Consider the following 24,971-nt stretch of genomic DNA (forward strand, 5'->3'; position numbering starts at 1 on the left):
GATTCGGTTTCCGGTCCGCAGCCGGCAGAACGAAAACAAAAATGGCGGACCGCCGGAGGCAACCTGGCATTCAATGACACAATACGGCATCGACCTCTTGTGGATCCTTGTCCTTGCAAGTCTCGGACTTTCCGCTCTCGCGATCTTCATTTCAGTTTCACGGCATCGTCGCTTGCATGCGCGGGCCGCAATCTTGCCGAGCGACGACGTTGCGTCCGAGGCCGCGCGAAAGGTGCTGCGCGAGTTCGAAAAGAACGGGCAGTCGGTCGACGCGGCTCTCGTCACATGGTCCCCGGAGACGCTGCGCAAGATCCTTGCCGAGGATTTACCTGACGCGCAGGTCATCGTGGTTTCCAACCGCGAGCCCTACATCCACAACGAGACAGAAGACGGCGATGTCGAACTCGTGGTGCCGGCCAGCGGGCTGGTCTCGGCGCTCGAGCCGATCACGCGCGCCTGCGCCGGCACCTGGATTGCCTATGGCGGCGGCAGTGCCGACCGGGTGGTGGTCGACGGGAACGACCGCGTGCAGGTTCCACCCGACCATCCTTCCTATACGCTGCGCCGCGTCTGGCTGACCGACGAGGAATATCAGGGCTACTATTTGGGCTTTGCCAATGAGGGTCTGTGGCCGCTTTGCCATATTGCCTTCACCCGGCCGATCTTCCGTGAGTCGGACTGGGAGGCCTATGAGGCCGTCAACCGCAAATTCGCCGAGACGGTGGTTGCCGAGGCGCAAAACGAGCGGCCGATCGTGCTGGTCCAGGACTATCATTTCGCGCTTCTGCCACGCATGATCCGCGAACGCTTGCCTGACGCGATCGTCATCACCTTCTGGCACATCCCATGGCCGAATTCGGAAGTGTTCAGCATCTGTCCGTGGCGCGAACGCATCCTCGACGGCCTGCTCGGCAGCTCGATCATCGGCTTTCACACCCAATTCCATGCCAACAACTTCACCGAGAGCGTCGACCGCTTCATGGAGAGTCGGATCGAGCGGGCGGATGCGGCTGTGTCCTATGGTGGTCAGATGACGTTGATTCATGCCTACCCGATCTCGATCGAATGGCCTGTCGAACTGCTGAAGAGCCTGCCGCCGGTCGAGGAATGCCGCGCGCGTGTTCGTGAGCGGTTCGGAATTACGGCCGACGCCAAGCTGTGTGTCGGCGTCGAGCGCCTCGACTACACCAAGGGCATTCTCGACCGCTTTCACGCGCTGGAGGAGCTGTTCATTCGCCATCCCGAAACGGTCGGCGAGGTGGTGTTCCTGCAGGTCGCCGCGCCCAGCCGGGGCACGCTGCCGGCCTACAAGCATCTGTATGAGGAATGTCTGCGCTATGCCGACGACCTCAACGAGCGCTACGGTAACGGGACCTACCAGCCTGTTGTGCTGGTGGCTGAGCATCACGCTCAGAAAGGTGTCTACGAAATCTATCGCGCGGCCGACATCTGCATGGTCACCAGCCTTCATGACGGCATGAACCTTGTCGCCAAGGAATTCGTCGCTTCGCGCGACGACGAGCAGGGCGTGCTGCTGCTCAGCACCTTCGCCGGCGCCTCGCGCGAATTGCTGGAGGCGCTGATCGTCAATCCTTACGATGCGGCGATGATGAGCGAGGCCATGCTGCAGGCACTGACCATGGGGCCGGACGAGCAGCGCGAACGCATGCGGCGCATGCGCGAGATCGTGCGCGACAATAATGTCTATCGCTGGGCCGGCAGCATGCTGCTGGACGCGGCGAGGCTGAGAAAGCGCGGCGACCTCGACCGGGCCACAGCTTTATACGACCGGCCGACGGGTCCCGCCGGCGACAATGTCGTTTCCATCTTCGAACGCAAACAGGCAGTCGGATTCCGATGAACATTCAGGCAGATCTTACACCGGCGCTTCCCGAAGGTCGCTGGGCGCTTTTCCTCGATATCGACGGGACCTTGCTGGAGCACGCGCCGCATCCGGACAGCGTGTCGGTCAGCGAGGAGTTGCGCGTTCTCCTGGAAAGGATCGAGCATCGTCTCGACGGCGCGCTCGCCTTCATCACCGGGCGCTCGATCGCGGCCGTGGACCATCTGTTCGATCCCTTGAAGCTGCGGATCGCCGGCCTCTACGGGCTGGAGCACAGGCTTGCGCCAGATGGAAAGATCGAGGCGGCCGACGCACCGGCGGACATGGCGGCACTCGCCGACGAGATCGAATTGGAGCTGGCAAGCAAGGCCGTCTACGTGGAGCGCAAGGGCCCTGTGCTCGCCATCCATACCAGAGCCGCGCCGCAGCTTCTGGCACGGGCGACGGAGCTGGTGGAGGCGGCGCTTGTGCGCCTGCCGAAAGGCTACCGCGTGATCGCCGGCAATGCCGGTGTCGAATTGATGCCGCTCGAAGCCGCCAAGGGCGCCGCGATCCGGCGCTTCATGCAGCTCGATCCTTTCACCGGCAGGCGCCCGGTGTTTCTCGGTGACGATACCTCCGACGAGAATGGCTTCGACACGGTCAATGCCGCAGGAGGATTTTCGATCCGCGTGAAGCCGCAGGGCGAGACCGCGGCGCGCTTCGCCATCGAAGATGTCGCGAGCGCCATTGCCTGGCTCGAGGCCAATTTCGGGCAGCCGGCAGGCCATGCCTCGAGAGACGATCTCGTCGCCTGACGCTGCAGCCTCAGTTCCTGTCGACTGGCTTGGACCGCATCCTCGAAACCGTCTCGCGTTCGGCGCGCTTGGAGCGCAGCGGCGGCAGGCCGCGGTCGATGAGATCCATGTCCTCCAGCACCATGTCGCCCATGCGCTTGAACGCGATGTCGAGGGCACCGGCGCGATGCGCCGAGCGCAGGAAGCCGGGGAGGGTGCGGACAGGATGCCCCAGCGCCAGCGGCTCCTGCGGGAAGACGTCGCTGGCGGCAACGATATGGCCACTCTTCACCGACGCCATCAATGCCTCAAAATCGACGACGCCGGCGCGGCTGAGCAGGACGAAGGCTGCGCCCTTGCGCATCCGGGCAAAGGCATCGGCGCCCAGGAAACCCTGGTTCTCGCTGGTGACGGAAGCGACGACGAAGATGAAATCGCTTTGCGACAACACTTCGTCCAGCGAGGCCGGCTCGACGCCGTTGTCGATCAGGATCGACGGCGGCAGCCACGGATCGTAGACCTTCGTGCGGGTGCGAAAGCCGGTCAGCAGGCGGTTGAGCGCGCGGCCGAGATCGCCGAAGCCGATGATGCCGACATCGGCGCCCGAGAGCAGCCGCGCGGTCTGGTTGCCGTCGCCGCCCCACAATTCCTTGCCCTGGCGGAAGGCAAGGTCGGCGTCGACGATGTTTCTGGCCAGGTTCAGCGCCATGGCGAGGCCGAGCTCGGCGACCGGCTCGGCAAAGACAAGGCCGGTGGTGACGACATGGATGCCGCGCGCAAACAGCGTCTCATAGGGCATGTTGTTGAGGAGGTTGGTCTCGACGTTGAAGATGCAGCGCAGCGCCTTCAGCTTTTCCAGCGTTTCGGCTGAAATCGGCGGCTGGCCGATGATGTAACGCGCCTCGGCCAGCACTTGCGGCTGCAACTCCGCCACGCCTTCAGGCGTTGTCTCGACGATGCGATATTTTTTGCGAAACAGAGCCAGTTGCGGCGGCGTGAAAATCAGGTCGAGCGTGCGCGGTTCGGGCGCGCTGATGACCAGCGGCAAGGCTTTGTCGGACATGTTTTTCCTCCCGGGAGCGATTGGATCGCGTCAATCACATCTTTCCAGTCTTACTCCCGATGAAACGATTTACAAGGACGAAAAATCGATTTATCGATTAGATCGGTGAGGCAAATCGGCTGCCTGCCCTCGGGGAGGAGGTCAATGGCAAAACAAGGAGCCCAGCAGCGGCGGCGTCCGTCGATCCACGACGTGGCAAGCCATGCCGGCGTGTCCGCGGCCACCGTCTCCAAGGTGCTTGCCGGCGTCACCACGGTGAAGCCGGAAAACGCGCAGCGTGTCTTCGATGCGGTCGAGCGTCTGGGCTATCGCGTCGATCCTTTGGCATCCGACATGCGCAGGGCCAAGCGCCGCATCATCGGCGCCATCATGCCGGAATTCGAAAGCGAGTTCTTCGGTTCGATGGTCACCGAGTTGGAAGGCCTTGCCGAGCAGCGTGGCTACACGCTGGTCGCGGCATCGAGCCGTGAATCGGAAGCGCGCGAGAAGGAGATCCTCGCCCGCATGCATGACTGGCGCGTTGCCGGCGTGGTGCTGGCGCCGGTGCGCAACGAGCATGGGCCGGCGGCCGCCTTCATGAAATCCAACGGCATGACCGGCGTGCTGATAGACCGCGTCTTGTCCGACGACGCCTTCGACACGGTATCGGCCGACAGCGCCGCCGCCAGCGCCGAAGTTGCGCGCATGCTGGTCGGCAAGGGGCACAGCCATATCCTGGTCATCGGCCTTGCCGAGCAGGCTGCGACCGTGCGCGCCCGCCTCGAGGGGTTTCGCGCCCAGGCGCTGGCGCTCAACCCGTCGGTGCGCATCGACGTCATCACCTCGGAAGTCAGCGTCGAGCCGCTCAGGTCCTCGCTTCGCGATTACTTTGCCAGGGGCGAGCGACCGACCGCTGTTTACTCGCTGTTGCTCAAGGGCACGCTTGTCGCGCTGTCTGAATTCCGCCGGCGTGGCTGGCATTGCCCGAACGATATCTCGCTGGTCGGCTTCGACGATGCGGAATGGATGCAGGTGACATGGCCGTCGATCGCGGCCGTGGTGCAGCCGGTACGCCAGATCGCCAGCGAGGCGATGAACCTTCTGTTTCGCAGGGTCGAAGGTGCTGTGGGACCGCCCACGGCGCGGCTCGAGCCCTGCCAGGTGTTGATGCGGGAATCCGTTGGCTCGCCAGGCAACGGTCCGCATTCCGGGGGAGGAGACCGACAACAGCCCCCATTGTCGTGAACGAAAGCAGGCGCCGGCCCTGGCCGAGGCATCCGGCGCAAAGGATCAACGGAGGATAAAATGACATCGCACTTCTCGAAAATAAATCGATTTACCCTAGCCATGGGCGTCGCGCTTGCGTTTTCCGCCGTCGGCGCCGCCAAGGCCGAGGACGGCGAATATGGCGTGCTGATGAAGACGCTGGCCAATCCGTTCTGGGGCGCGATGGCGCAGGGTGTCGCGGACGGCGCCAAGGAAGCCGGCGTGAAGTACTTCCAGCAGGCGGCCGAGAGCGACCAGGCGGCCGAGCCGCAGCTCAACCTGTGCAACACCATGCTGGAGCGCAAGCCGGTGGCGATGATCACCGCCGCCATCAACTCGACCAACCTCCTGCCTTGCCTGAAGTCGGCGCAGGATGCCGGCGTCAAGATCGTCGATCTCGACAACAATCTCGACCAGGCGGTGCTCGACAAGGAAGGCGTCAAGGTTACCTTCCATATCGGCTCCGACAACATCGCCGCCGGCGCGCAGGGCGCCGAATATCTCGCCAACAAGCTCGGCAAGGACGCCAAGGGTCCAGTGCTGGTCATCGAAGGCCTCTCCGGCAACATCACCGGCGAAAAGCGCGCCAAGGGCTTTGCCGACAAGCTGAAGGAACTGGCGCAAGGCCTCGAGATCGTCGCCTCGCTGCCGGGCGACTGGGATCGCGGCAAGGCCGCCTCGATCGCCACCGACACGCTGACCGCGCATCCCGACCTCGTCGCCATCTTCTGCGCCAATGACGGCATGGCGCTAGGCGCGGTCGAGTCGGTCTATGCGGCCGGCAAGGGGCCGCAGGTGACGATCATCGGCGTTGACGGCAACGTCGATGCGGTGAAGTCGATCAAGGAAGGCCGCCTCAACGCCTCCGTCGCGCAGCTTCCTTATCTCGTCGGCAAGCAGGCGGTCGAGAACGTCAAGAAGGCGCTGGCCGGCGAGAAGGTCGAGGACAGCATCGCCGTGCCGACGCTGGTGCTGACCAAGGACGTGATCGACGCCGGCAAGGAGCCGATGCTGCAATATGTGAAGTAGGAAGGGAAGGGAGTAGGGGAGTAAGGCAGTAGGGGAGTAGGGAAGGGCCGATTGCGCTGATCCGAGACGACCCAGCCATCTTACTTCCCTACTTCCCTACTCCCCTACTGACCTACTCCCTTATCCCCTTACCCGAAGGGTGAAGAAAAATGGCTTCCGAAACGACGCAGCCCGGGTTCTGGGCTCGGGTGCAGCGCGCATCCGTCGAAAGGCTCCACATCAGGCTGGAGTCGCTGGTGGTGCTTCTGGCGCTCAGCACGGCGATGGCGCTCTTGTCGCCCTATTTCCTGTCGCTCAGCAACTTCCTCAATATCCTGCTGGCCACATCGACGATCGGCGTGCTGGCGATCGCCGCCACCTTCGTCATCGGCTCGGGCGGGCTTGATCTGTCGCTTGGCTCGGTGATGGGGCTGGCCGGTGTCGCGGGAGCTTTCGTGGCGGTCAATCTCGGCTGGCCGTCGGTGCTCGCCGTGATCGCCTGTATTTTGACCGGCGCGATCGCCGGCTACATCAACGGGCAACTGGTCACCCGCGCCTTCGTGCCGGCCTTCATCGTCACGCTTGGCATGCTGGGCCTGGCGCGCGGGCTGGCGCTGGTCATCTCGCAGGGCAGGGCGATCTACGGCCTGCCACCCGAGATCGTCTATATCGGGCAGGGCCGGCCCTTCGGCATTCCTATGCCGGTGATCATACTGGTGCTGACGGCGATCGTGGCGCATGCGGTGCTTGCCTATACGCGCTTCGGACGCCACACGCTGGCGCTGGGGGATAGTGAGAGTGCCGCCCGCGCGGCCGGCATCCGCGTCGAGCATCACCGCCGTATCATCTACACGCTTTCAGGCGCGCTCGCCGGGCTCGCGGGCCTGCTCTTCACCGCCCGCGTCAACGCCGGCGACCCGACCGCCGGCATCAACTACGAGCTCACCGCGATCACGGCGGCGATCATCGGCGGCACCAACCTTTTCGGCGGCCGCGCCTCGATCCTCGGCACGATGATCGGCGCACTGATCATGGGCGTCTTACAGAACGGGCTGACGCTGCTTGCGGTGCAGTCCTACTACCAGCAGATGGCGATCGGCGCCGTGCTGATCCTCGCGGTCTTCATCGACCAGTACCAGGTGCGGAAGGAGTCGCGCGTATGACCCTGCTTTCGCTTCGTGGCATCCGCAAGAGCTTTGGCGCGGTCGATGTGCTGCATGGCGTCGACCTCTCGGTCGCGGCTGGCGAGGTGGTCGGACTGGTCGGCGACAACGGCGCCGGCAAGTCGACGCTGATGAAGACCATCACCGGCATCTACCGCGCCGACACCGGCTCGATCGAATTCGACGGCAAGGATATCATCGCGCTGGATCCCGGACAGCGCCGCCGCCTCGGCATCGAGATGATCTACCAGGATCTTTCTTTAGCCAAGCAACAGGATGTGGCCTCGAACATCTTCCTTGGGCGCGAGCCGACGAAGCGGCTGTTTGGCCTCTTCCCCGGCTTCGTCGACAAGGGCGAGATGGACCGCCAGGCAGCCAGCATGATCGAGCGGCTGGGTGCGCATCTGCCATCGATCAACCGGTCGGTCGGCTCGTTCTCCGGCGGCCAGCAGCAGACCGTGGCGATCGCGCGTGCGCTCACCTTCAATCCGAAGCTCGTCATCATGGACGAGCCGACGGCGGCGCTCGCCGTGCGCGAGGTGCAGAGCGTGCTCGACCTGATCCGTCGGCTCAAGTCGGAAGGCATCGCCGTCATCCTGATCTCGCACCGGCTGAACGACGTGCTGTCGGTCACCGACCGCATCGTCGTGCTGCGCCACGGCAGGGCGGACGCCGATCTCGTCACCGCCAGGACCAATATGAACGAAGTCGTCAGCCGCATCGTCGGCGGCGGCGACATTGCCGCCGCGGCGGCGCATGAGCAACGAGGCTGAGCCTATGAATACCTTCGGACTGCACACCTTCGCCATCGCTCCGGTCTGGGACCTGGCCCGCATCGAACCGCAGATGGACCGGCTGAAGGAGCTCGGCATCGGCCTGATGGAGATCCCGCTGCTGCGTCCCGAGGAGATCGACACCAAGCGCACGCGCGGCTTCGCCAGCCACTACGGCGTCCAGCTCATTCCGTCGCTGGGCCTGCCGCGCGCGCTCGACGTGGTCGAGCGGCCGGAGGAAGCGCTAGACTTCCTGCAGCCGGCGTTCAAGGTCTGCAACGAGGTCGGCGCCGAAGCTCTGGGCGGCGTCACCTACGGCACGATCGGCAAGACCACTGGACGGGCGCCGACGCAAAGGGAGATCGACGGCATGTGCCGCTTCCTCGAGCGCGCGGCGAAGTCGGCGAAGTCGCGCAGCCTCAAGCTCGGCATCGAGCCCTGCAACCGCTACGAGACGCATCTGATCAACCGCGGCATCGACGCGGCGCGCATCATCGAGCGCGTCGGCGCCGACAACATCTTCATCCATCTCGACACCTATCACATGCATATAGAGGAGGAGAGTTTTGCCTCAGGCTTCGAGGCGGCGGCGCCCTATCTCGGCTACGTGCATGTGTCGGAGGCCAATCGCGGCGTGCCGGGGCGCGGCATGCTCAACTGGGCGGCCTGCATGAAGGCGATCGCCGACATCGGCTATCAGGGCGCGATCACGCTCGAAAGCATGAACCATGTCGATGTCGACATCGCCGGCGGGCTCGCAGTGTGGCGCCCGGTGGCGGAAGACCCGCGCGACGTCATCGAAGTCGGCCTGCCGTTCCTGCGCGAGGCAGCGAAGAAGGCGGGTCTCACGCTGGGGTGAGCTCATTTCTTCCTTCCCCCCTTGTGGGGGAAGGTGGCCTCGCGAAGCGAGGTCGGATGAGGGTGTTCCAGGGAACACCAACGTCTCACTTTGCTGGAACACCCCTCATCCGTCTCGGCGCTGTCGCGCCGATCCCCTTCTCCCACAAGGGGAGAAGGAAGAATCAGAACGGGTAGTGCTGTCCGGGATCCTCGATCGTCACCCAGCGCAGGTCGGTGAACTCGGCGATCGAAGCCTTGCCGCCGAAGCGGCCGTAACCGGAGCCCTTGACGCCGCCGAACGGCATCTGCGCCTCGTCGCCGACGGTCGGGCCGTTGATGTGGCAGATGCCGGCCTGGATGCGCGCGGCGACAGCCATGGCGCGACGGATGTCGCGGCTGAAGACGGCGGAGGAAAGGCCGTATTCGGTGTCATTGGCGACTCGCACCGCTTCTTCCTCGCCCTTGACGCGGATCACCGGCTTCACCGGGCCGAAGGATTCTTCCGCGTAGACGCGCATCGCCGGTGTCACGTGGTCGAGCAGTGTCGCTTCCACAACTGTACCGCTGCGCTTGCCCCCCGCGACAAGCTTTGCACCCTTGGCGACGGCATCGGCGACGAGTTCCTCCATCTTGTCGGCGGCCTGGCTGCTGATCAGCGAGCCGAGCACGACATGGCCGCGCGGGTCGCCAGCCGGAAGCTTGGAGGCGCGCGCGGCGAGCTTGGCGACGAATTCATCGGCGATCTTTTCATCGACGATCAGCCGCTCGGTCGACATGCAGATCTGGCCTTGGTGCATGAAGGCGCCGAAGGTCGCGGCATTCACGGCGGCGTCGATGTCGGCATCGTCCAGCACGACGAGCGGCGCCTTGCCGCCGAGCTCGAGCAGCGCCGGCTTGAGGTGCCTTCCGGAAAGCTCGGCGATGATGCGGCCGACCTTGGTCGAGCCGGTGAAGTTGACGCGCTTCACCGCCGGATGCGCGATCAGCGTCTCGACGATTGCAGCCGCGTCCTTCGGGTCATTGGTGACGACATTGACGACGCCATTGGGCAGGCCGGCCTCGACCAGCACCTGGCCGATCAGGCGATGCGTGCCGGGGCACATTTCGGACGCTTTCAAGACCACCGTGTTGCCGCAGGCGAGCGGCATTGCGAGCGCGCGGGTGCCGAGGATGACCGGCGCATTCCACGGCGCGATGCCGAGGCAGACGCCGGCCGGCTGGCGGATCGCCATGGCCAGCGTGCCGGGCTTGTCCGAGGGGATGACCTCGCCAGAGATCTGGGTCGTCATGGCGGCTGCCTCGCGCAGCATGTTGGACGCCAGCATGACATTGAAGCCGGCCCAGGGGCCCGTGGCGCCGGTCTCTTCCAACATCAGCCGGGTGAACTCGCCGACCTTGGAAGCCATGATTTCGGCTGCCTTGGAAAGCAGGGCGCGGCGCTCGCCGGGACCGGTCTTCGACCAGGCATCGAAGGCAGCGGCCGCAGCATCGACCGCGGCGTTGGCGTCGGCTATGCTTGCGGCGGCGGCGCGCGTCGCCAGCTTACCGGTGAACGGGTCCAGGCGCTCATAGGAAGCCTTGCCGGTCGCCGCCCGCTCGTCGCCGTCGATCAGAAGTCCGATGTCCATTGGTCTCTCCTTCGCCTATTTCAGTTTGACCATGATCTTTTTTTGCGTTCGCTGACCTTCGGTTCGGGATCATGATCTAAAAACCCAGCACTTCGGCGTTTATAGATGCTTCGAGACCACCGTCGACGGGCACGTTGGCACCGTTGATCCAACGCGCGCCGTCGGAGCACAGGAACAGCACGGCCGGCGCGATGTCGCCGGAGGTCCCGGCGCGTCCGACCCGGGCGATATCGCTGTCGACGCGGGCGTCGCCGAGCACGGTGCGGAACTGTTTGAGGATCGGCGTCTCGACCGGACCGGGGCTCACCGCGTTGACGCGAATGCCGCGGCTCCTGAACAGCTCCTGATGCGCGGCGCGGAAGGTCCACAGAAGCAGCAATTCCTTCGAGACCGGATAGCCTTCCTCGTTCTTCACCGCGTGGTCTGCAATCACCTTGGCGATGTCTGGAAAACCCTCGACGCTGACCATCGAGGCGGCGCGGTTGAGGTTGGCGCGCCAGCCATAGCCGGCGATCGAGGCGACGTTGACGATGGCGCCGCCCTCGCGAAGCCTTGGCGCCAGCGCTTCGGAAAGCGCGCGCGGGCCATAGAAGTTGACGGCAAGCGTCGGCGCGGCCCCGGTGTTGCCGGAGAGGCCGGCGACGTTGCAGAGCGCGTCGACGCGCTGCGGGAGCCGCGCGACGAGATCATCGACGCCGGCCTTGGACGAGATGTCGGCCTGGACGAAGACGCCCTGGTGGCTGGCCGGCTCGCGCAAGTCGACGCCGATCACGTCGGCGCCGAACTGGCCCGCCAATTCCGCGGTGCGGGCGCCGATGCCCGAGGCGACGCCGGTGATGAGGATCGTCTTGCCGAACAGCATGCTCATGCCTTCTCCCGATGTGTCGTTGTCTGTGTCGGCGCAGTTGTGTCGGTGGCAGGGTCTGCTGCGCCAATAGCGGGAAGCCTGACGCGGTAGCCGACAGACAGCAGCCGCCAGCCGAAGCGCTCCTCGACTGTTCCCCATAGGCCGCGCGGCAGGAGCAGCGAGAAGACGAGCGCCGTTGCGCCGAGCCCGATCAGGTACCAGACGCCGGTGCCGCCGAACCAGGTCTCGATGAGGAAGAAGAGCAGCGCGCCGATGATGGCGCCCTCGAATGTGCCGATGCCGCCGACCAGCACCATGAAGATCATGTAGGCGGTCCACTGCACGTTGAAATAGGTTTTTGGCTGGAAGGTGATGGCGGTCGCCAGCCACAGCGCGCCGGCAACCCCGATGCCGAAGGCGGCAAGCACGAAGAGCAGTCGCTTGGTGCCGGTGACGCGCACGCCGACGGAGGCGGCCGCATCCTCATTGTCGCGGATGGCGCGGATGGCAGCACCGGTGCTGCCGCGCAGCAGGCCGAACAGGATCGCGAGCAGCGCCGCCATCGAGCCAAGTGCCAGCCAGTAGATCGTCAGCCTGCGCGTCGATGCGTCGTAGACGTTGAGCGCAATCAGCGACGTGCCGGTCTCGCCCTGGATCAGCCTGTCGAGATTGACGAGAAGGTGCGTAAGCGCCGCGATCACCCACATGCCGATGGCGAACTCGCCATTCTTCAGGCGCAGCATGAACAGCGAGATCGGCCACGACACCACGCCGACGATGATCGCCGACACAAACAGCGAGACGAACGGGTTCATGCCGGCATTGGCAAGCCGGATGGCGAAGTAGGCGCCGAGGCCGAAGAACACCTGCTGGCCGACCGACACCAGCCCGCCGAAGCCGGCGAGCGCGTTCCACATCGCGGCGAGGATCACATAGATGAACAGCGCGGTCATGCGGTCGACCGCGCCGGCGGACAGGAACTGCGGCGCGATGGCGAGCAGCAGGATGATAGCAACTACGCCGATGCCGGCGATGCGCGAGGCGGCGGTGCCGCGCTCTATGACGGGCGAGGCGACGCTCATGATGGCTTCCCCGTGGAGAGACGGAGCAAGTCACGCAGGCCGAGGCCGGAGGTGTGGAGCCGGATGAACAAAACGATCAGGAAAGCGATATGGCCGCCGATGAGAAAACCTTGCGGGTGTATCTTGGCGCCGAGCGTCTGGGCGAGCGCCAGAACGATGCCGCCGATCAGCGTGCCCCAGAGCGAGCCGGCGCCGCCGATGACGGCCGCCTCGAAGGCGAACAGAAGTTGCGTGGCGCCGGCATAGGGATCGAAGGTCGCGCGCATGCCGAGGAAGGCGCCGGCGAGACCGACCGTCACCATGGCGATGGCCGCGGCGACGGCGTTGGCGCGGCGCGCATCGACGCCGACGAGACCAGCCGTGTCAGGGTCTTCCGAGGTGGCTCGGATCGAGCGGCCGAGCCCGGTGCGGGTGAGGAAGAGCTGCAGTCCGCCGAGCAGGACCACGGCGGCAGCGAAGATGATCACCGCGAGCTTGCCGACATAGATGCTGCCCGGCCATTCCCAGGAATCGTAGGACAGGTTGCCGATGAAGGGCGCCAGCGAGCGGGTGTCGGCGCCGAACTGCTCGAACAGCACATTGTCGATGACGATGGCGAGACCGAAGGTGGTGAGGATCGGCAGCAGCGCGCCGCCGCGCGCGCTGCGCTCGAGCAGGAAGCGCTGCAACGCCCAGCCGATCACCGCCATCAGCGGCAGGACAACAAGCAGGCCGAGGAAAGGCGGGATGTGAAAGCGCGAGGCAAGCAGCCAGAGCGCGAAGGCCGACAGCACGGCAAGGCTGCCATGCGCCAGGTTGATGATGCGCATCACCGAAAACATGAAGGAGAGGCCGCAGGCGATCAGCGCGTAATAGCCGCCAAGCAGGATGCCCTGGACGATCTGATTGCTCACGCCGGCACGCCTCCGGCGCCTTTCCGGTGCAGGCCGAAATAGGCTTTGGTCACCTCGTCGCGTGAAATCTCCTTGCTGTCGCCGGCGAGCGCGACCCGGCCCTCCAGCATGCAGATGACCTTGTTGGAAACCGAGAGCGCGCGGTTGAGGTCCTGCTCGACGAGGATGATCGTCGTGCCGGAACTGATCAGCCCGTACAGCGAGGCATAGACGCGGTCGACAACCAGCGGCGACAGGCCGAGCGAGACTTCGTCGAGCAGGAGCAGGTCGGGATTGCTCATCAGCGCCCGGCCGATCGCGGTCGCCTGCTGCTCGCCGCCCGAGAGATGTCCGGTCTTGGCGTGGCGGCGCGGCTTGAGGTTGGGGAAGGTGTCGAGCACGCGCTCGACGCTCCACTCGCCCGGTCGCCCGGCGGTGCGGCCAAGCAGGAGATTCTCCTCGACCGTCATCTGCACGAAAAGCCGTCGGCCCTCGGGTACCAACGCCATGCCCTTGCGGACACGTTCATGCGAAGGCACGCCGGAGAGGTCGGCGCCGTCGAAGACCACGCGGCCGGAAGCGGCCTGGTGCGCGCCGGCGATTGCCCTGAGCAGTGTCGTCTTGCCCGCGCCGTTGGCGCCGACCAGCGCCAGCGTCTCGCCGCGCTCGATGCTGAAACTGACGCCGCGCACCGCCTGCAGCAAGCCATGCCGGACAACCAGATCTTCGACCGACAGCAGGCTCATTTCGGCCCTCCGCCGAGATAGGCGCCGATCACTTGCGGGTCGGCCATGACCTGTTGCGGCTCGCCGTCGGCGATGATCTTGCCGGCATCCATGCAGATAAGGCGCTCGGCCACCTGCAGCAGGATGTGGACGATATGCTCGATCCAGACGATGCCGATCTTGCGGCGGCGCAATTCGCGGATGGTCTCGACAAGCTCGCCGGCCTCGCCATCGGTCAGGCCACCGCCGATCTCATCCAGCAGAAGCAGTGTGGGTTTTGCCGCCAGCGCACGCGCCAGTTCCAGCCGCTTGCGGTCGAGCAGGCCGAGCGTCTCGGCGCGGCGGTTGGCGACGCCCAGCATGCCGCAGAGCTTCAGCGAGCCGAGTGCTTCCTCATAGGCCTCGTCGCGGCCGAGCCCGGCGCCATGTGACGCGGCGACGAAGACATTCTCGAAAGCGGTCATGCCGCCGAAAGGCTTCGGCACCTGATGGGTGCGCACCAGACCTAGCCGGCAGCGCTGCGTGGCCGGCAGCGCCGTCACGTCATCGCCCTTGAAAGCAATCGTTCCGGCGCTCGGCGGATAGGCGCCGGAGAGCACGCTGAGCAGCGTCGTCTTGCCGGCGCCGTTGGGGCCGACGATGCCGACCGCCTCTTCGGCGCCCATGGCGAAGTCGATGTCGTCCAGCACCACAAGCGCGCCGAAGCGTTTGTGGATGCCGGCGGCGCTGAGGATCGCACCGTTGGGCATAGCGTTCACGATGCGGTCCTCACGCGTTCGAAAGATCAGCCGTTATACGGCTGGAGCTTGGCCTCGACCGGCACCTTCGGGTCGGTGGCGTTCTCGGTCACGACATAGTCGAGCGGGAATTTGCCGCCTTCCTTGGCGGCGATCCATTGCGTGCCGATGATCGGGCCGGGCGAGACATTGGCGACCGGGCCGCTGGTGAAGTCGACCTTGCCGATCATGGTTTCGGTCTTCAACGTGCTCAGCGCCTTGGCGACCGCCGCCTTGTCCTTGGCGCTGGCGCTCGCCTTCAAGGCTTCGAAGCCGGCGTCGAGCAGCGACATCGAGGCGCCGAGCTGCTGCGTCCACTGCTTGCCGCTTGTCGACTCATAGCCATCGGCAAGCTCAACCCCAGAAACGCCGGTCAACGGCGATTTGTAGGGGAAGGCCTTATGCCAATAGGCGGCGCTCGAAATCTTCATGCCGAGGTCGCCGAGGGCCTCGATGTCGGAGGGGAACAAGCCGGTCTTGGCGACCTGGGCGATCTTGATCTGCCGGGTCAGGCCCTGTTGCGCGGCCTGACGCCAGAAGGCGGCGAAGTCGGGCGGGATCGGGAAGGAGTTGAAGATCTCGACGCCTTCCTGCTTGAACAGCGCGATCTGCGAGGAATAGTCGGTGGTGCCGGTCTCGTAGGCGCCGGGATCGACGATGGTGAAGCCCTGCTTGGCGAGCAGCGGCGCAAGGTTTGCGCGGATGGCATTGCCGTCGGCGTCGTTGGGATACATGACGCCGACCTTCTTGTTGGTCTCGATCAGGTTCCACTGCGAGATATAGGTCTTGAAGAACTCGCCGACACCGAAGCCGAAATGATAGGTCCATTTGAAAGGCGAGGGGGCGCCCGGCTTGGCGCCGCGGCCGAAATACCAGGCCTCCCATGGCATCACCGTCGAGAGGCAAGGCACGCCGGCTGCCTCGCAGGCGTCCGCCACCGGGTTGATGACCTCCGGCGTGGAGACCGCGAGCATCAGGTCGATGCCCTGGTTGTTGATCAGGTCCTTGGCGAGCTGGCCGGCGCGTGACGGATCCGACTGGGTGTCCTGATCGATGATCTCTACGCTGAATTTCTTGCCGCCGAGCTCGATGCCATTGGCCAGAGCCTTGCGGGCAAGATCGAGCACATAGCCATCGGTCTCGCCGAAGCCGGCGAGCGGGCCGGTGCGTGGGCTGACGAAGCCGACCTTGAGTGTGTCGGGGGCCTGCGCAAAGGCCTTGCCGCGGCCGAATGCGATCGCTGCGCCGCCGGCCACCGAAGTGACGATGAACTGGCGTCGTGAAATGCCCGATATGACGGGTTTGGTGCCGATAATGTGAGACATCTGCTCCTCCCTCAGTGGCCGCCCGGCGCGACGGCAAACGGGTCTTCCGTTTGCGGCCGGATGGCACGCTTTCGATCCTCCGAAGTCACATTGCACTAGCAGTTTGGTTCGGTAAAATGATATTTTACGGTGTTTCATTAACCCCTGGGTTAGCGGAATTCGAACCCGACTGTCAGGCGTGGTGCCGTGCTGCCTCGCGGATTGTCTGCAAGAGGATGGTGAAGGCGGGCGAGGGCGCGGTGTCGGTTCGCATGGTCAAGCCCACCGGCCCCTTGGTCTCCTCCGTGTCCACGGGCAAGGCGACGAAGGCGCCGCTTGCGATTTCGTTGGCGACGACGCCGGCTGAGATGATCCATACGGCATTGCTTTGGCGCATGAAGGAGCGGCCGAAGGAGTCCGAGACGGTTTCGATCTCCGTAGCCGGCGCGGTCATGCCATTGGTGATGAAGAGGCGGTCGACGAAAGGCCGGATAACGGATTCCCTTGTCGGCATCAGGACGGGAAACTCGTCGAGTTGCGCGAAGATGTCAGTTCCCGGCTCTGCCAATGGATGCCCGGCCCGCACGACGAACAGCACCTGTTCGGAATAAAGATGCTCGAAGAAGAAGCCGGTCATGTGCTCGGGCGCCGCGAGCCGGCCGACGACGAGATCGAGCGCGCCGGTGCGCAGCTGCTCGAGCAGCACCGCGTTCTCGCCAGTGACGATCTTGAGCGCGGCGCCGGTGTTTTCCTCGAGGAACAGGTTCATTGCGAGCGGCATGACACGCGCCGATACGGTCGGAAGCGCGCCGATGCGGATCGGGTCGCGATTGAGGGCGCCGTCCTGGCGCACGGAATCGACGCCGCGCTTCAGCGCCGAAATCGCCGAACCGGCATGTCCGAGGAAGATTTCGCCGAGACGCGTGACACGGATGCCGCGCCCGTCGCGCTCGACCACCGCGACGCCGAGCGCCTCCTCCAGCTCACGCAAGGTCTTGGTCACGGCCGGCGCGCTGACATGCAGGAAGTCGGCTGCACGCGCGACGCTGCCCTGCCGCGCGACTTCGAGAAACGCCTGCAAATGGCGGAAGCGGATCCGGCTTTCGGCCATAGTTCGATAACCTCAGAGTTAATGAAACGCCGCAAAATATCATTTTACCGAACCAAACCGCTCGTGCAATGTGGCTTTGGAGGATCGAATTCGTGCCATTCGTCAGCATAGGCGGCGTCACGCTGCATCACCGCCATATCGAGGCGACCGGCGCGTCGCGTCCGATCATCTTCATCAATTCGCTGGGCACCGATTTCCGGATCTGGGACGACGTCGTCGCGAAACTGACGGGCGAAATGCCGATGCTCGTCTATGACAAGCGCGGCCACGGGCTTTCCGATATCGGGAGCGGCGTGCGCTCGATCGACGACCATGTCGATGATCTGGTCGCCCTCATCGATCACCTCGGCTTCGACAAGGTCGTGCTCTTCGGCCTCTCCGTCGGCGGCATGATCGCGCAGCGGTTCTATACCCGCCATCCCAAATGCGTAGAAGCGCTGATCCTCAGCGACACGGCGCATAAGATCGGCACCGCCGAAAGCTGGAACACGCGCATTGCGACCATCGAGCAAGACGGTATCGAGGCGATTGCCGACGGCGTGCTCAAAGTTTGGTTCACGCCGGAGTTCCATGCCAGGCGCGGCGCCGAGCTTGCCGGCTGCCGCAACATGCTGACCAGGCAGGCGCTGCCTGGTTATATCGGTACCTGCAAGGCGGTGCGCGATGCCGATTTCACCGACAGCGCGCGGCGCATCGCGGTGCCGACGCTTTGCATCGTCGGCGATCAGGACGGCTCGACGCCGCCCGATCTCGTCCGCGCCCTAGCCGGGCTGATCCCCGGCGCACGCTTTGAAGTGATCCGCAATGCCGGACACATCCCTTGCATCGAGCAGCCCGAAGCGCTCGCCACTTTGATCCGCGATTTCGTCGCCTCGTTGCCTGAGGGAAAGTCTGCTCATGGATGATGTCACGAAGAACCGCTACCGGACCGGTGTCGAGGTCCGCCGCTCGGTGCTCGGCAGTCCGCATGTCGACCGCGCCGAAGATGCCGCGACCGATTTCGACCGACCTTTCCAGCAACTGATCACCGAAGCCGCCTGGGGAACGGTATGGGCGCGGCCCGGCTGGTCGAAACGCGAGCGTTCGATCGTAACGCTGGCGCTGCTTGCAGCGCTCGGCCATGACGAGGAAGTCGCCATGCATGTGCGCGCCACCGCCAATACGGGCGCCTCTCGCGACGACATTTGCGAGGCCTTCCTGCATGTCGCGATCTATGCGGGCGTGCCGGCCGCCAACCGCGCCTTCAAGATCGCCAAGGAGGTGTTCGCGCAGATGGACGAAGCCGACCATGGCTGAGCCCGGCTCCAACCGGGCGCCAGAGACCGGCGCCTTCTTCCAGCGCGACCGCCAATGGCACCCGGCGGCGTTCACGCCGGGCTACAAGAGCTCGGTTCTGCGCTCGCCGCAAAAAGCGCTGCTGTCGTTCGACAACACGCTGTCGGAACTCACCGCGCCGGTGTTCGGGCAAGCGATGCTCGGCGAGCTCGACAACGACCTGATTCACAACTTCGCCAAGGCTGGCCAGAGCGCCATCGGTGAGCGCATCATCGTCCATGGACGCGTGCTCGACGAGCGCGGCAAGGGCGTGCCCGGCGTCCTGCTCGAATTCTGGCAGGCCAATGCCGGCGGCCGCTACCGGCACAAGAAGGACGGGTATCTGGCGCCGCTCGATCCTAATTTCGGCGGCTGCGGCCGCACGATCACCGGTGACGATGGCGCCTATGCGTTTCGCACCGTGAGGCCCGGGCCTTATCCGTGGCCGAATGGTCCGAATGACTGGCGGCCGGCGCATATCCATTTTTCGGTGTTCGGCCACGGCTTCGCGCAGCGGCTGATCACGCAGATGTATTTTGAGGGCGATCCGCTGATCTGGCGCTGTCCGATCGTCGGCGGCATTTCCAACAAGGAAGCGGTCGAGGCGCTGATCGCCGCGCTCGACATGCACTCGACCATTCCGATGGACGCGCTTGCCTACAAGTTCGACATCGTGCTGCGCGGGCGCCGCTCGACGCTGTTCGAGAACAGGCCGGAGGGCAATTGATGGCGCAGTCGCTCGACCGGCTGAAGGAGAGCCCTTCGCAGACCGCCGGACCCTATGTGCATATCGGGCTGACGCCCAATTTCTGCGGCATCGGCGGCGTCTATGATAGCGATCTCGGCTCGACCATGGTCAACGGTGAGACCAAGGGCGAGCGGATCGAATTGCGCATCCGCGTGCTCGACGGCACCGGCGCACCGCTCAAGGATGCGCTCGTCGAGGTCTGGCAGGCGGATGCCGATGGTCTCTACAATTCGCCCGCGGAATTGCGCGGCGCCGCCGATCCGAATTTTTCAGGATGGGGCCGGCAGCCGACCGACATGGAAACCGGGGTCTGCCTGTTCCAGACGATCAAGCCGGGCCGCGTGCCATTCCGCGACGGCCGGCCGATGGCGCCGCATATCACGCTGTGGATCGTGGCGCGCGGCATCAATATCGGCCTGCACACCAGGCTCTACTTCTCGGACGAGCAGAAGGCCAATGCCGAGGACCCGATCCTTGCCCGCATCGAACATCACCTGCGCGTGCCGACGCTGATCGCCGAGCGTCAGGGCGATAGTTACGTCTTCGATGTCCACCTGCAGGGCGAAAAGGAGACGGTCTTCTTCGACAGCTGACCGCAACGCCATGACCGTTTCGCCCTTCGATCACCCACTGCTTTCCGGCCTGCTCGGCGACGAAGAGGCGGCAAGGCATTTCTCCGTCGAAGCCGAAATCGCCGCTATGCTCGGTTTCGAGGAGGCATTGGCAGCGGCGGAAGCCGGTTGCGGCGTCATCCCGCGTGATGCCGAGGCGGCGATCGTGAAAGCGCTGGCGTCGTTTCGGCCGGACACGGGGAAGCTGCGGACTGGCGTTACCAAGGATGGCGTCGTGGTGCCGGAACTGGTTCGGCAGATCAAAGTCGCGGTCGGCGTGCCGCACGATGCATACGTCCATTTCGGCGCCACCAGCCAGGATGTCATCGACACCTCGCTGATGCTGCGCCTGCGGCAGGCCATCGACCATATCAGCCTGCTGCTTGGCGAGAACATCGTCCGCCTCACCGGCGTGGAGCTGGAGTTCGGAAACCGTGAGCTCATGGCGATGACGCGCATGCAGCCGGCGATTCCGGTAACCGCGCAGGATCGGATCGTTTCGTGGCAAGCGCCGCTTGAGCGTCACCAGGAACGCTTGAAAGAGCTCTCCGGCCGATTGATGGTGGTGCAGTTCGGCGGTGCCGCCGGCACCCTGGAAAAGCTCGGCGACAAGGCCGCCGCTGTGCGCGCCGCACTTGCCGCGCAGCTCGGTCTTACCGACGCGTCGCAATGGCATAGTCAGCGCGACGCGCTCGCCGAGTTCGCCGGCTGGCTGTCGCTGGTGACCGGTAGCCTCGGCAAGTTCGGGCAGGACGTTGCGCTGATGGCGCAGACGGGCTCCGACATCAGGCTGTCCAGCGGTGGCGGGTCGTCGGCCATGCCGCACAAGCAGAACCCGGTAAAGGCCGAAGCGCTGGTGACGCTGGCGCGCTTCAATGCCGTGCAGCTCTCCGGCATGCATCAGGCGCTGGTGCACGAGCAGGAACGCTCGGGTGCGGCCTGGACGCTGGAATGGCTCATCCTGCCGCAAATGGTGGTGGCGACGGCGACCGCGCTCAGGCTTGCAGCCGAGCTTGCTGCCCAGATTGAAAGTCTTGGACACTAACGCATGTCGCCCAAAAGTGCGCGGCTGTTTCGGGAGAACGACATGTGTGAAGGGATCTAATGCGCACGCAGGTCGCTATCATTGGGTCCGGACCGTCCGGCCTGCTGCTTGGCCAGTTGCTTGCCGGCATCGGCGTCGAGTCAATCATCCTCGAGCGGTCGAGCCGCGAGCATGTTCTCGGGCGCATTCGCGCCGGCGTGCTCGAACAGGGCACGGTCGACCTGCTCGGCGAAGCGGGCGCCGCGGATAGATTGCACGCCGAGGGGCTACCGCATTCCGGCATCTCGCTCGCCTTCGACGGGCGACTGCACCGCATCGACCTCACGGCGCTCACCGGCGGCAGGCATGTCACCGTCTACGGGCAGACCGAGGTGACGTACGACCTGATGGATAAGCGCGAGGCGGCGGGACTCGTCACCGTCTATGAAACGTCGAATGTCGCGCTGCATGATTTCGACGGCGCGTCGCCCTTCGTCACCTACGACAAGGACGGCGCGACGCATCGCATCGACTGCGACTTCATTGCCGGCTGCGACGGCTACCACGGCGTCAGCCGCCGCTCGGCGCCGGAGGGCGCGCTGAAGACTTTCGAGCGGCAATATCCGTTCGGCTGGCTGGGCGTGCTGGCCGAGGTGCCGCCGGCCGACCCTGAGCTGGTCTATGCCAATCACGAGCGCGGCTTTGCACTCTGCTCGATGCGTTCGCCGCAGCGCAGCCGTTACTATGTGCAGGTTCCCGCCGATGAGCGCGTCGAGGCCTGGTCGGACGAGCGCTTCTGGGATGAGCTGCGCCGTCGCTTGCCGCCGCGGACGGCCGCCGCCGTCACCACCGGGCCGTCCTTCGAGAAGTCGATCGCGCCGCTGCGCTCCTTCGTCGCCGAGCCGATGCGCTTCGGCCGGCTGTTCCTGGTCGGCGACGCCGCCCACATCGTGCCGCCGACCGGCGCCAAGGGCCTCAACCTCGCTGCCAGCGACGTGCGCTATCTCTTTGCCGGGCTTCGCGAATTCTATAGCGACAAATCCGGAGCCGGGCTCGACGCCTATTCAGCCAAGGCGCTGGCGCGGGTCTGGAAAGCGGTGCGCTTCTCCTGGTGGATGACGACGATGCTGCACCGCTTTCCCGAGACGGGCGAGTTCGGCCAGCGCATCCAGGAAGCCGAGCTCGATTACCTCGTGCATTCCAAAGCGGCGTCGACCGCGCTGGCGGAGAACTACGTTGGCCTGCCGTATTGATCTGCGTGAGCGGTCAAACTCGCTCCAGCGCGATCGCAATCCCCTGGCCGACGCCGATGCACATGGTGGCTAAAGCCAGCTTGCCGCCACGTTCGCGCAACTCGAGCGCCGCCGTGCCGGTGATGCGCGCGCCCGACATGCCGAGCGGATGTCCGAGCGCGATGGCGCCGCCATTAGGGTTGATATGCTCGGCCTTCTCGGAAATCCCGAGTTGGCGGAGCACGGCAATGCCTTGGGAGGCGAAGGCTTCGTTCAATTCGATGACATCGAATTGATCCGGCGTCAGGCCGAGACGGGCGCAAAGTTTCTTCGTGGCCGGCGCCGGGCCGATGCCCATGATCCGCGGCGCCACACCTGCGACCGCGCCGCCGAGGATACGAGCGATCGGTGTCAGGCCATGCTTCTTCGCCGCCGCTTCGGAGGCGATGATCAGCGCGGCGGAACCGTCATTGACGCCGGAGGCGTTGCCGGCGGTGACGGTGCCACCCTGGCGGAACGGCGTCGGCAATTTGGCCAGGGCTTCGATGGTCGTGCCGGCGCGGGGATGCTCGTCTTTCGAGACGACGATGGCATCGCCCTTTCGCTGCGGGATGGTGACCGGCGCGATCTCTTTCGCCAGCCGGCCATTGGCTTGCGCGGCCACCGCCTTGTCCTGGCTGCGGACGGCGAAGGCGTCCTGATCGGCTCTGCTGACGGAAAAATCCTCGGCGACGTTCTCGCCGGTCTCCGGCATGGAATCGACGCCATACTGTTTCTTCATCAGCGGGTTGATGAAACGCCAGCCGATGGTGGTGTCGTAGATTTCGGCATTGCGTGAGAAGGCGGTGTCGGCCTTCGGCATGACGAAGGGCGCGCGGCTCATCGATTCGACGCCTCCGGCAATCATCAGCTCGGCCTCGCCGGCCTTGATGGCCCGCGCGGCGATGGTGACGGCGTCCATGCCCGAGCCGCACAGGCGGTTTACCGTCGAACCCGGAATGTCCTGCGGGAAGCCGGCAAGCAGCAGCGCCATGCGCGCCACGTTGCGGTTGTCCTCGCCCGCCTGGTTGGCGCAGCCATAGACGACGTCGTCCACGGCGGCCCAGTCGACGCTCTTGCTGCGCTCCACGAGCGCTCGCAACGGGATGGCGCCAAGATCGTCGGCGCGCACAGAGGACAACGAACCGCCAAAGCGGCCGATCGGTGTGCGGATGTAATCGCAGATGAAGGCTTCAGCCATTTATGCAGCTTTCCCTTTGGCGGTCCCTTGATGCGCCGCCTTGGTGCGGGCCTGCAGGTCGCGCAATGTCTTCAGCTCGAGTTCCGTCGGCGGCGGCGTCTCGTCAAGGGCCTCGGCGAATTTTACGGCCCAGCCACAAGTCTCCTGCACCTGCTCGCGCGTGACGCCGGGATGCTGCGACACCACGGTGAATTCCTTGGTGACCGGGTCCGGCTTCCAGATGGCGAGGTCGGTGATCAGAAGCGTCGGGCCGGCTGTGTCGATGCCGAGCCGCTTGCGGTGATCGCCACCGTCGCCATGGCCGAAGGAGGTGAAGAAGTCGATCTTCTCGACCATGCCGCGCTTCGACTGCGCCATGGTGATGTAGACCTGTCTCGACGAGGTTGCGATCTCCGGCGCGCCGCCGCCGCCGGGGAGGCGGGTCTTGGGATGCGCATAGTCGCCGATGACGGTGGTGTTGATATTGCCGAACTTGTCGAGTTGGGCGGCACCCAGGAAGCCGATCGAGATGCGGCCGCCCTGCAGCCAGTAGCGGAACATCTCCGGCACCGCGACGGTGGTGACCGCCGTCTCGCACAATTCGCCGTCGCCGATCGACAGCGGCAACACGTTCGGGGCCGTGCCGATGGTGCCGCTCTCATAGATCAGCGTGATGTCTGGCGCATGCGTCAGCCGCGCGACGTTGCAGGCGGCCGACGGCGCGCCGATGCCGACAAAGCAGACATCGTCGCCTTTCAAGGCGCGGCTGGCGGCAATCGTCATCATCTCGTTGGGGGTGAACCCCAGATTGTCAGCGTCGCTCATGCGGCTTTCCTCAGATGCTCGACGCGGCCGGCAAAGTCGTCCGCGCTGCTCTCGATGACGTTCCTCCGCATCCACGCCTGAAAGCGGTCGCGGTCGGCGGCGATCTCGTCCCATTCGAGATAGGCGGCGTTGTCGCGCTCGTAATAGCCATGCGCGTAGGAGGGGTGCGAGCCGCCCGGCACCGCCGAAATCGCCGCGATCGTCCAGTTCGGCAGCACGGTGAGGTTGGGGTGGAGGTCGTCGAAATTGTCGACCACTTCCTCGACCGTCACCACGGCGCGCTTTGCCGCCAGCACGGCCTCCTTCTGGATGCCGATGATGCCTTCGACCAGCACGTTGCCTTTCCGGTCGGCCTTCTGCGCGTGGATGAACGTGACGTCCGGCCTTATCGCCGGGACAGCAGCCAGCACCTCGCCGGTGAACGGGCAGGTGACGGATTTAATGTTCGGATTGACTTCAGCCAGACCGGCGCCACGATAGCCGCGGAATACCGCGCAGGGCAGGCCGGCGGCGCCCGCTTCATAGGCATTGGCCATGCCGGCGTGGCTGTGCTCCTCGACCTCGATGGTGCGGGGAAAGCCGTTCTCGATGGCGTCTCGGGCACGCCTGAGCAGGCCGACGCCTGGATTGCCGACATAGGAAAAAACGATCTTCCTCGCCATGCCCATGCCGATCATCTGGTCGTAGATCAGGTCGGGCGTCATGCGGATGAGCGTCAGATCGCGAAAGCCCTGGCGGATCGCCTCATGCGCAGCGGCGGTCGGGATCAGATGGGTGAAGCCCTCGAAGGCGACCGTATCGCCATCATGCAGATTTTCCGTGACCGCTTCTTTCAGGGGCAGGAACTTGACCATCTCAAGGCTCCGTCGATTGAAGAAGTTCGTATTGCGAACATATGTTTTGTATGTGATACTTCTAGCCTCAATCTTTGCGTAGAGTCAA

General features: G+C 64.9%; 25 protein-coding genes. 13 read left to right on the top strand and 12 right to left on the bottom strand.

The window, feature by feature from the left end; translation table 11 throughout:
• The first annotated feature begins 73 nt into the window (after nt 1-73).
• The gene (locus RFM98_RS13355) at nt 74-1,861 is read left to right on the top strand and encodes an alpha,alpha-trehalose-phosphate synthase (UDP-forming) (protein WP_320309313.1); all 1,788 of its coding nucleotides are present in this window, start codon (nt 74-76) and stop codon (nt 1,859-1,861) included.
• A complete protein-coding gene (gene otsB / locus RFM98_RS13360; RefSeq protein ID WP_320309314.1) occupies nt 1,858-2,640 on the top strand; it encodes a trehalose-phosphatase in 783 nt (260 codons plus the stop codon). The genes RFM98_RS13355 and otsB overlap by 4 nt, the downstream gene beginning before the upstream one ends.
• A 10-nt stretch (nt 2,641-2,650) precedes the next feature.
• On the opposite strand, the gene RFM98_RS13365 is transcribed toward otsB, so the two are convergent.
• On the bottom strand, nt 2,651-3,682 hold the full coding sequence (locus tag RFM98_RS13365; protein WP_320309315.1) for a hydroxyacid dehydrogenase: 1,032 nt from the start codon (nt 3,680-3,682) through the stop codon (nt 2,651-2,653).
• Nucleotides 3,683-3,826: 144 nt separating this feature from the next.
• Between RFM98_RS13365 and RFM98_RS13370 the strand changes: the two genes are divergently transcribed.
• From RFM98_RS13370 to RFM98_RS13390, 5 genes are all read left to right on the top strand, one after another.
• Nucleotides 3,827-4,906: a LacI family DNA-binding transcriptional regulator gene (locus RFM98_RS13370; RefSeq protein ID WP_320309316.1), complete on the top strand. Its 1,080-nt coding sequence runs from the start codon at nt 3,827-3,829 to the stop codon at nt 4,904-4,906.
• 60 nt (nt 4,907-4,966) lie between these two features.
• Nucleotides 4,967-5,956 (top strand): sugar ABC transporter substrate-binding protein, encoded by a 990-nt coding sequence (locus tag RFM98_RS13375; protein ID WP_320309317.1) that lies wholly within the window; start codon nt 4,967-4,969, stop codon nt 5,954-5,956.
• A gap of 149 nt (nt 5,957-6,105) precedes the next feature.
• Nucleotides 6,106-7,098 (top strand): ABC transporter permease, encoded by a 993-nt coding sequence (locus RFM98_RS13380; protein ID WP_320309318.1) that lies wholly within the window; start codon nt 6,106-6,108, stop codon nt 7,096-7,098.
• Nucleotides 7,095-7,871, top strand: a complete 777-nt coding sequence (locus tag RFM98_RS13385) for an ATP-binding cassette domain-containing protein (protein WP_320309319.1) — start codon at nt 7,095-7,097, stop codon at nt 7,869-7,871. The genes RFM98_RS13380 and RFM98_RS13385 overlap by 4 nt, the downstream gene beginning before the upstream one ends.
• 4 nt (nt 7,872-7,875) lie before the next feature.
• Nucleotides 7,876-8,730 (top strand): sugar phosphate isomerase/epimerase family protein, encoded by an 855-nt coding sequence (locus tag RFM98_RS13390; protein ID WP_320309320.1) that lies wholly within the window; start codon nt 7,876-7,878, stop codon nt 8,728-8,730.
• Nucleotides 8,731-8,893: 163 nt separating this feature from the next.
• Here the strand turns inward: RFM98_RS13390 and RFM98_RS13395 are convergent, their stop codons facing one another.
• From RFM98_RS13395 to pcaQ, 8 genes are all read right to left on the bottom strand, one after another.
• Nucleotides 8,894-10,339 carry an aldehyde dehydrogenase gene (locus tag RFM98_RS13395; RefSeq protein ID WP_320309321.1) on the bottom strand — a complete coding sequence of 482 codons (1,446 nt, stop codon included), beginning with the start codon at nt 10,337-10,339 and terminating at the stop codon, nt 8,894-8,896.
• A 76-nt stretch (nt 10,340-10,415) separates the two neighbouring features.
• Nucleotides 10,416-11,201: a coniferyl-alcohol dehydrogenase gene (locus tag RFM98_RS13400; RefSeq protein WP_320309594.1), complete on the bottom strand. Its 786-nt coding sequence runs from the start codon at nt 11,199-11,201 to the stop codon at nt 10,416-10,418.
• Nucleotides 11,202-11,203: 2 nt separating this feature from the next.
• Nucleotides 11,204-12,268 (bottom strand): branched-chain amino acid ABC transporter permease, encoded by a 1,065-nt coding sequence (locus tag RFM98_RS13405; protein ID WP_320309322.1) that lies wholly within the window; start codon nt 12,266-12,268, stop codon nt 11,204-11,206.
• The gene (locus RFM98_RS13410) at nt 12,265-13,161 is read right to left on the bottom strand and encodes a branched-chain amino acid ABC transporter permease (RefSeq protein WP_320309323.1); all 897 of its coding nucleotides are present in this window, start codon (nt 13,159-13,161) and stop codon (nt 12,265-12,267) included. Before RFM98_RS13410 ends, RFM98_RS13405 begins: the two co-directional genes overlap by 4 nt.
• The gene (locus RFM98_RS13415) at nt 13,158-13,886 is read right to left on the bottom strand and encodes an ABC transporter ATP-binding protein (RefSeq protein ID WP_320309324.1); all 729 of its coding nucleotides are present in this window, start codon (nt 13,884-13,886) and stop codon (nt 13,158-13,160) included. Before RFM98_RS13415 ends, RFM98_RS13410 begins: the two co-directional genes overlap by 4 nt.
• The gene (locus tag RFM98_RS13420) at nt 13,883-14,614 is read right to left on the bottom strand and encodes an ABC transporter ATP-binding protein (protein ID WP_320309595.1); all 732 of its coding nucleotides are present in this window, start codon (nt 14,612-14,614) and stop codon (nt 13,883-13,885) included. The genes RFM98_RS13415 and RFM98_RS13420 overlap by 4 nt, the downstream gene beginning before the upstream one ends.
• 35 nt (nt 14,615-14,649) lie before the next feature.
• Nucleotides 14,650-15,966, bottom strand: coding sequence for an ABC transporter substrate-binding protein (locus tag RFM98_RS13425; protein ID WP_320309325.1), 1,317 nt, complete (start codon nt 15,964-15,966; stop codon nt 14,650-14,652).
• Nucleotides 15,967-16,138: 172 nt separating this feature from the next.
• On the bottom strand, nt 16,139-17,056 hold the full coding sequence (gene pcaQ, locus RFM98_RS13430; RefSeq protein WP_320309326.1) for a pca operon transcription factor PcaQ: 918 nt from the start codon (nt 17,054-17,056) through the stop codon (nt 16,139-16,141).
• Between the two features lie 92 nt (nt 17,057-17,148).
• Between pcaQ and pcaD the strand changes: the two genes are divergently transcribed.
• Genes pcaD through pobA form a run of 6 tightly spaced genes read left to right on the top strand, consistent with a single transcriptional unit; the run spans nt 17,149 to nt 22,006 of the window.
• Complete coding sequence (gene pcaD / locus RFM98_RS13435; RefSeq protein WP_320309327.1) at nt 17,149-17,961, top strand: 3-oxoadipate enol-lactonase; 813 nt, start codon at nt 17,149-17,151, stop codon at nt 17,959-17,961.
• Nucleotides 17,954-18,352 (top strand): 4-carboxymuconolactone decarboxylase, encoded by a 399-nt coding sequence (pcaC, locus tag RFM98_RS13440; protein WP_320309328.1) that lies wholly within the window; start codon nt 17,954-17,956, stop codon nt 18,350-18,352. The genes pcaD and pcaC overlap by 8 nt, the downstream gene beginning before the upstream one ends.
• Nucleotides 18,345-19,097: a protocatechuate 3,4-dioxygenase subunit beta gene (pcaH, locus tag RFM98_RS13445; protein WP_320309329.1), complete on the top strand. Its 753-nt coding sequence runs from the start codon at nt 18,345-18,347 to the stop codon at nt 19,095-19,097. Before pcaC ends, pcaH begins: the two co-directional genes overlap by 8 nt.
• Nucleotides 19,097-19,711, top strand: a complete 615-nt coding sequence (gene pcaG, locus RFM98_RS13450; protein ID WP_320309330.1) for a protocatechuate 3,4-dioxygenase subunit alpha — start codon at nt 19,097-19,099, stop codon at nt 19,709-19,711. The genes pcaH and pcaG overlap by 1 nt, the downstream gene beginning before the upstream one ends.
• A 10-nt stretch (nt 19,712-19,721) precedes the next feature.
• Complete coding sequence (locus RFM98_RS13455; RefSeq protein ID WP_320309331.1) at nt 19,722-20,774, top strand: 3-carboxy-cis,cis-muconate cycloisomerase; 1,053 nt, start codon at nt 19,722-19,724, stop codon at nt 20,772-20,774.
• A gap of 59 nt (nt 20,775-20,833) precedes the next feature.
• Nucleotides 20,834-22,006 carry a 4-hydroxybenzoate 3-monooxygenase gene (gene pobA, locus RFM98_RS13460; RefSeq protein WP_320309332.1) on the top strand — a complete coding sequence of 391 codons (1,173 nt, stop codon included), beginning with the start codon at nt 20,834-20,836 and terminating at the stop codon, nt 22,004-22,006.
• A gap of 13 nt (nt 22,007-22,019) precedes the next feature.
• On the opposite strand, the gene pcaF is transcribed toward pobA, so the two are convergent.
• From pcaF to RFM98_RS13475, 3 genes are read right to left on the bottom strand one after another with little or no spacing between them, the layout of a single operon-like run.
• Nucleotides 22,020-23,225 (bottom strand): 3-oxoadipyl-CoA thiolase, encoded by a 1,206-nt coding sequence (gene pcaF, locus RFM98_RS13465; RefSeq protein ID WP_320309333.1) that lies wholly within the window; start codon nt 23,223-23,225, stop codon nt 22,020-22,022.
• Nucleotides 23,226-24,029 (bottom strand): CoA-transferase subunit beta, encoded by an 804-nt coding sequence (locus RFM98_RS13470; protein WP_320309334.1) that lies wholly within the window; start codon nt 24,027-24,029, stop codon nt 23,226-23,228.
• Nucleotides 24,026-24,883 carry a CoA transferase subunit A gene (locus RFM98_RS13475; RefSeq protein ID WP_320309335.1) on the bottom strand — a complete coding sequence of 286 codons (858 nt, stop codon included), beginning with the start codon at nt 24,881-24,883 and terminating at the stop codon, nt 24,026-24,028. The genes RFM98_RS13470 and RFM98_RS13475 overlap by 4 nt, the downstream gene beginning before the upstream one ends.
• Between the last annotated feature and the right edge of the window lie 88 nt (nt 24,884-24,971).

The sequence above is a fragment of the Mesorhizobium australafricanum genome (genome assembly GCF_033977265.1).
Taxonomy (GTDB): Bacteria; Pseudomonadota; Alphaproteobacteria; order Rhizobiales; family Rhizobiaceae; genus Mesorhizobium; species Mesorhizobium australafricanum.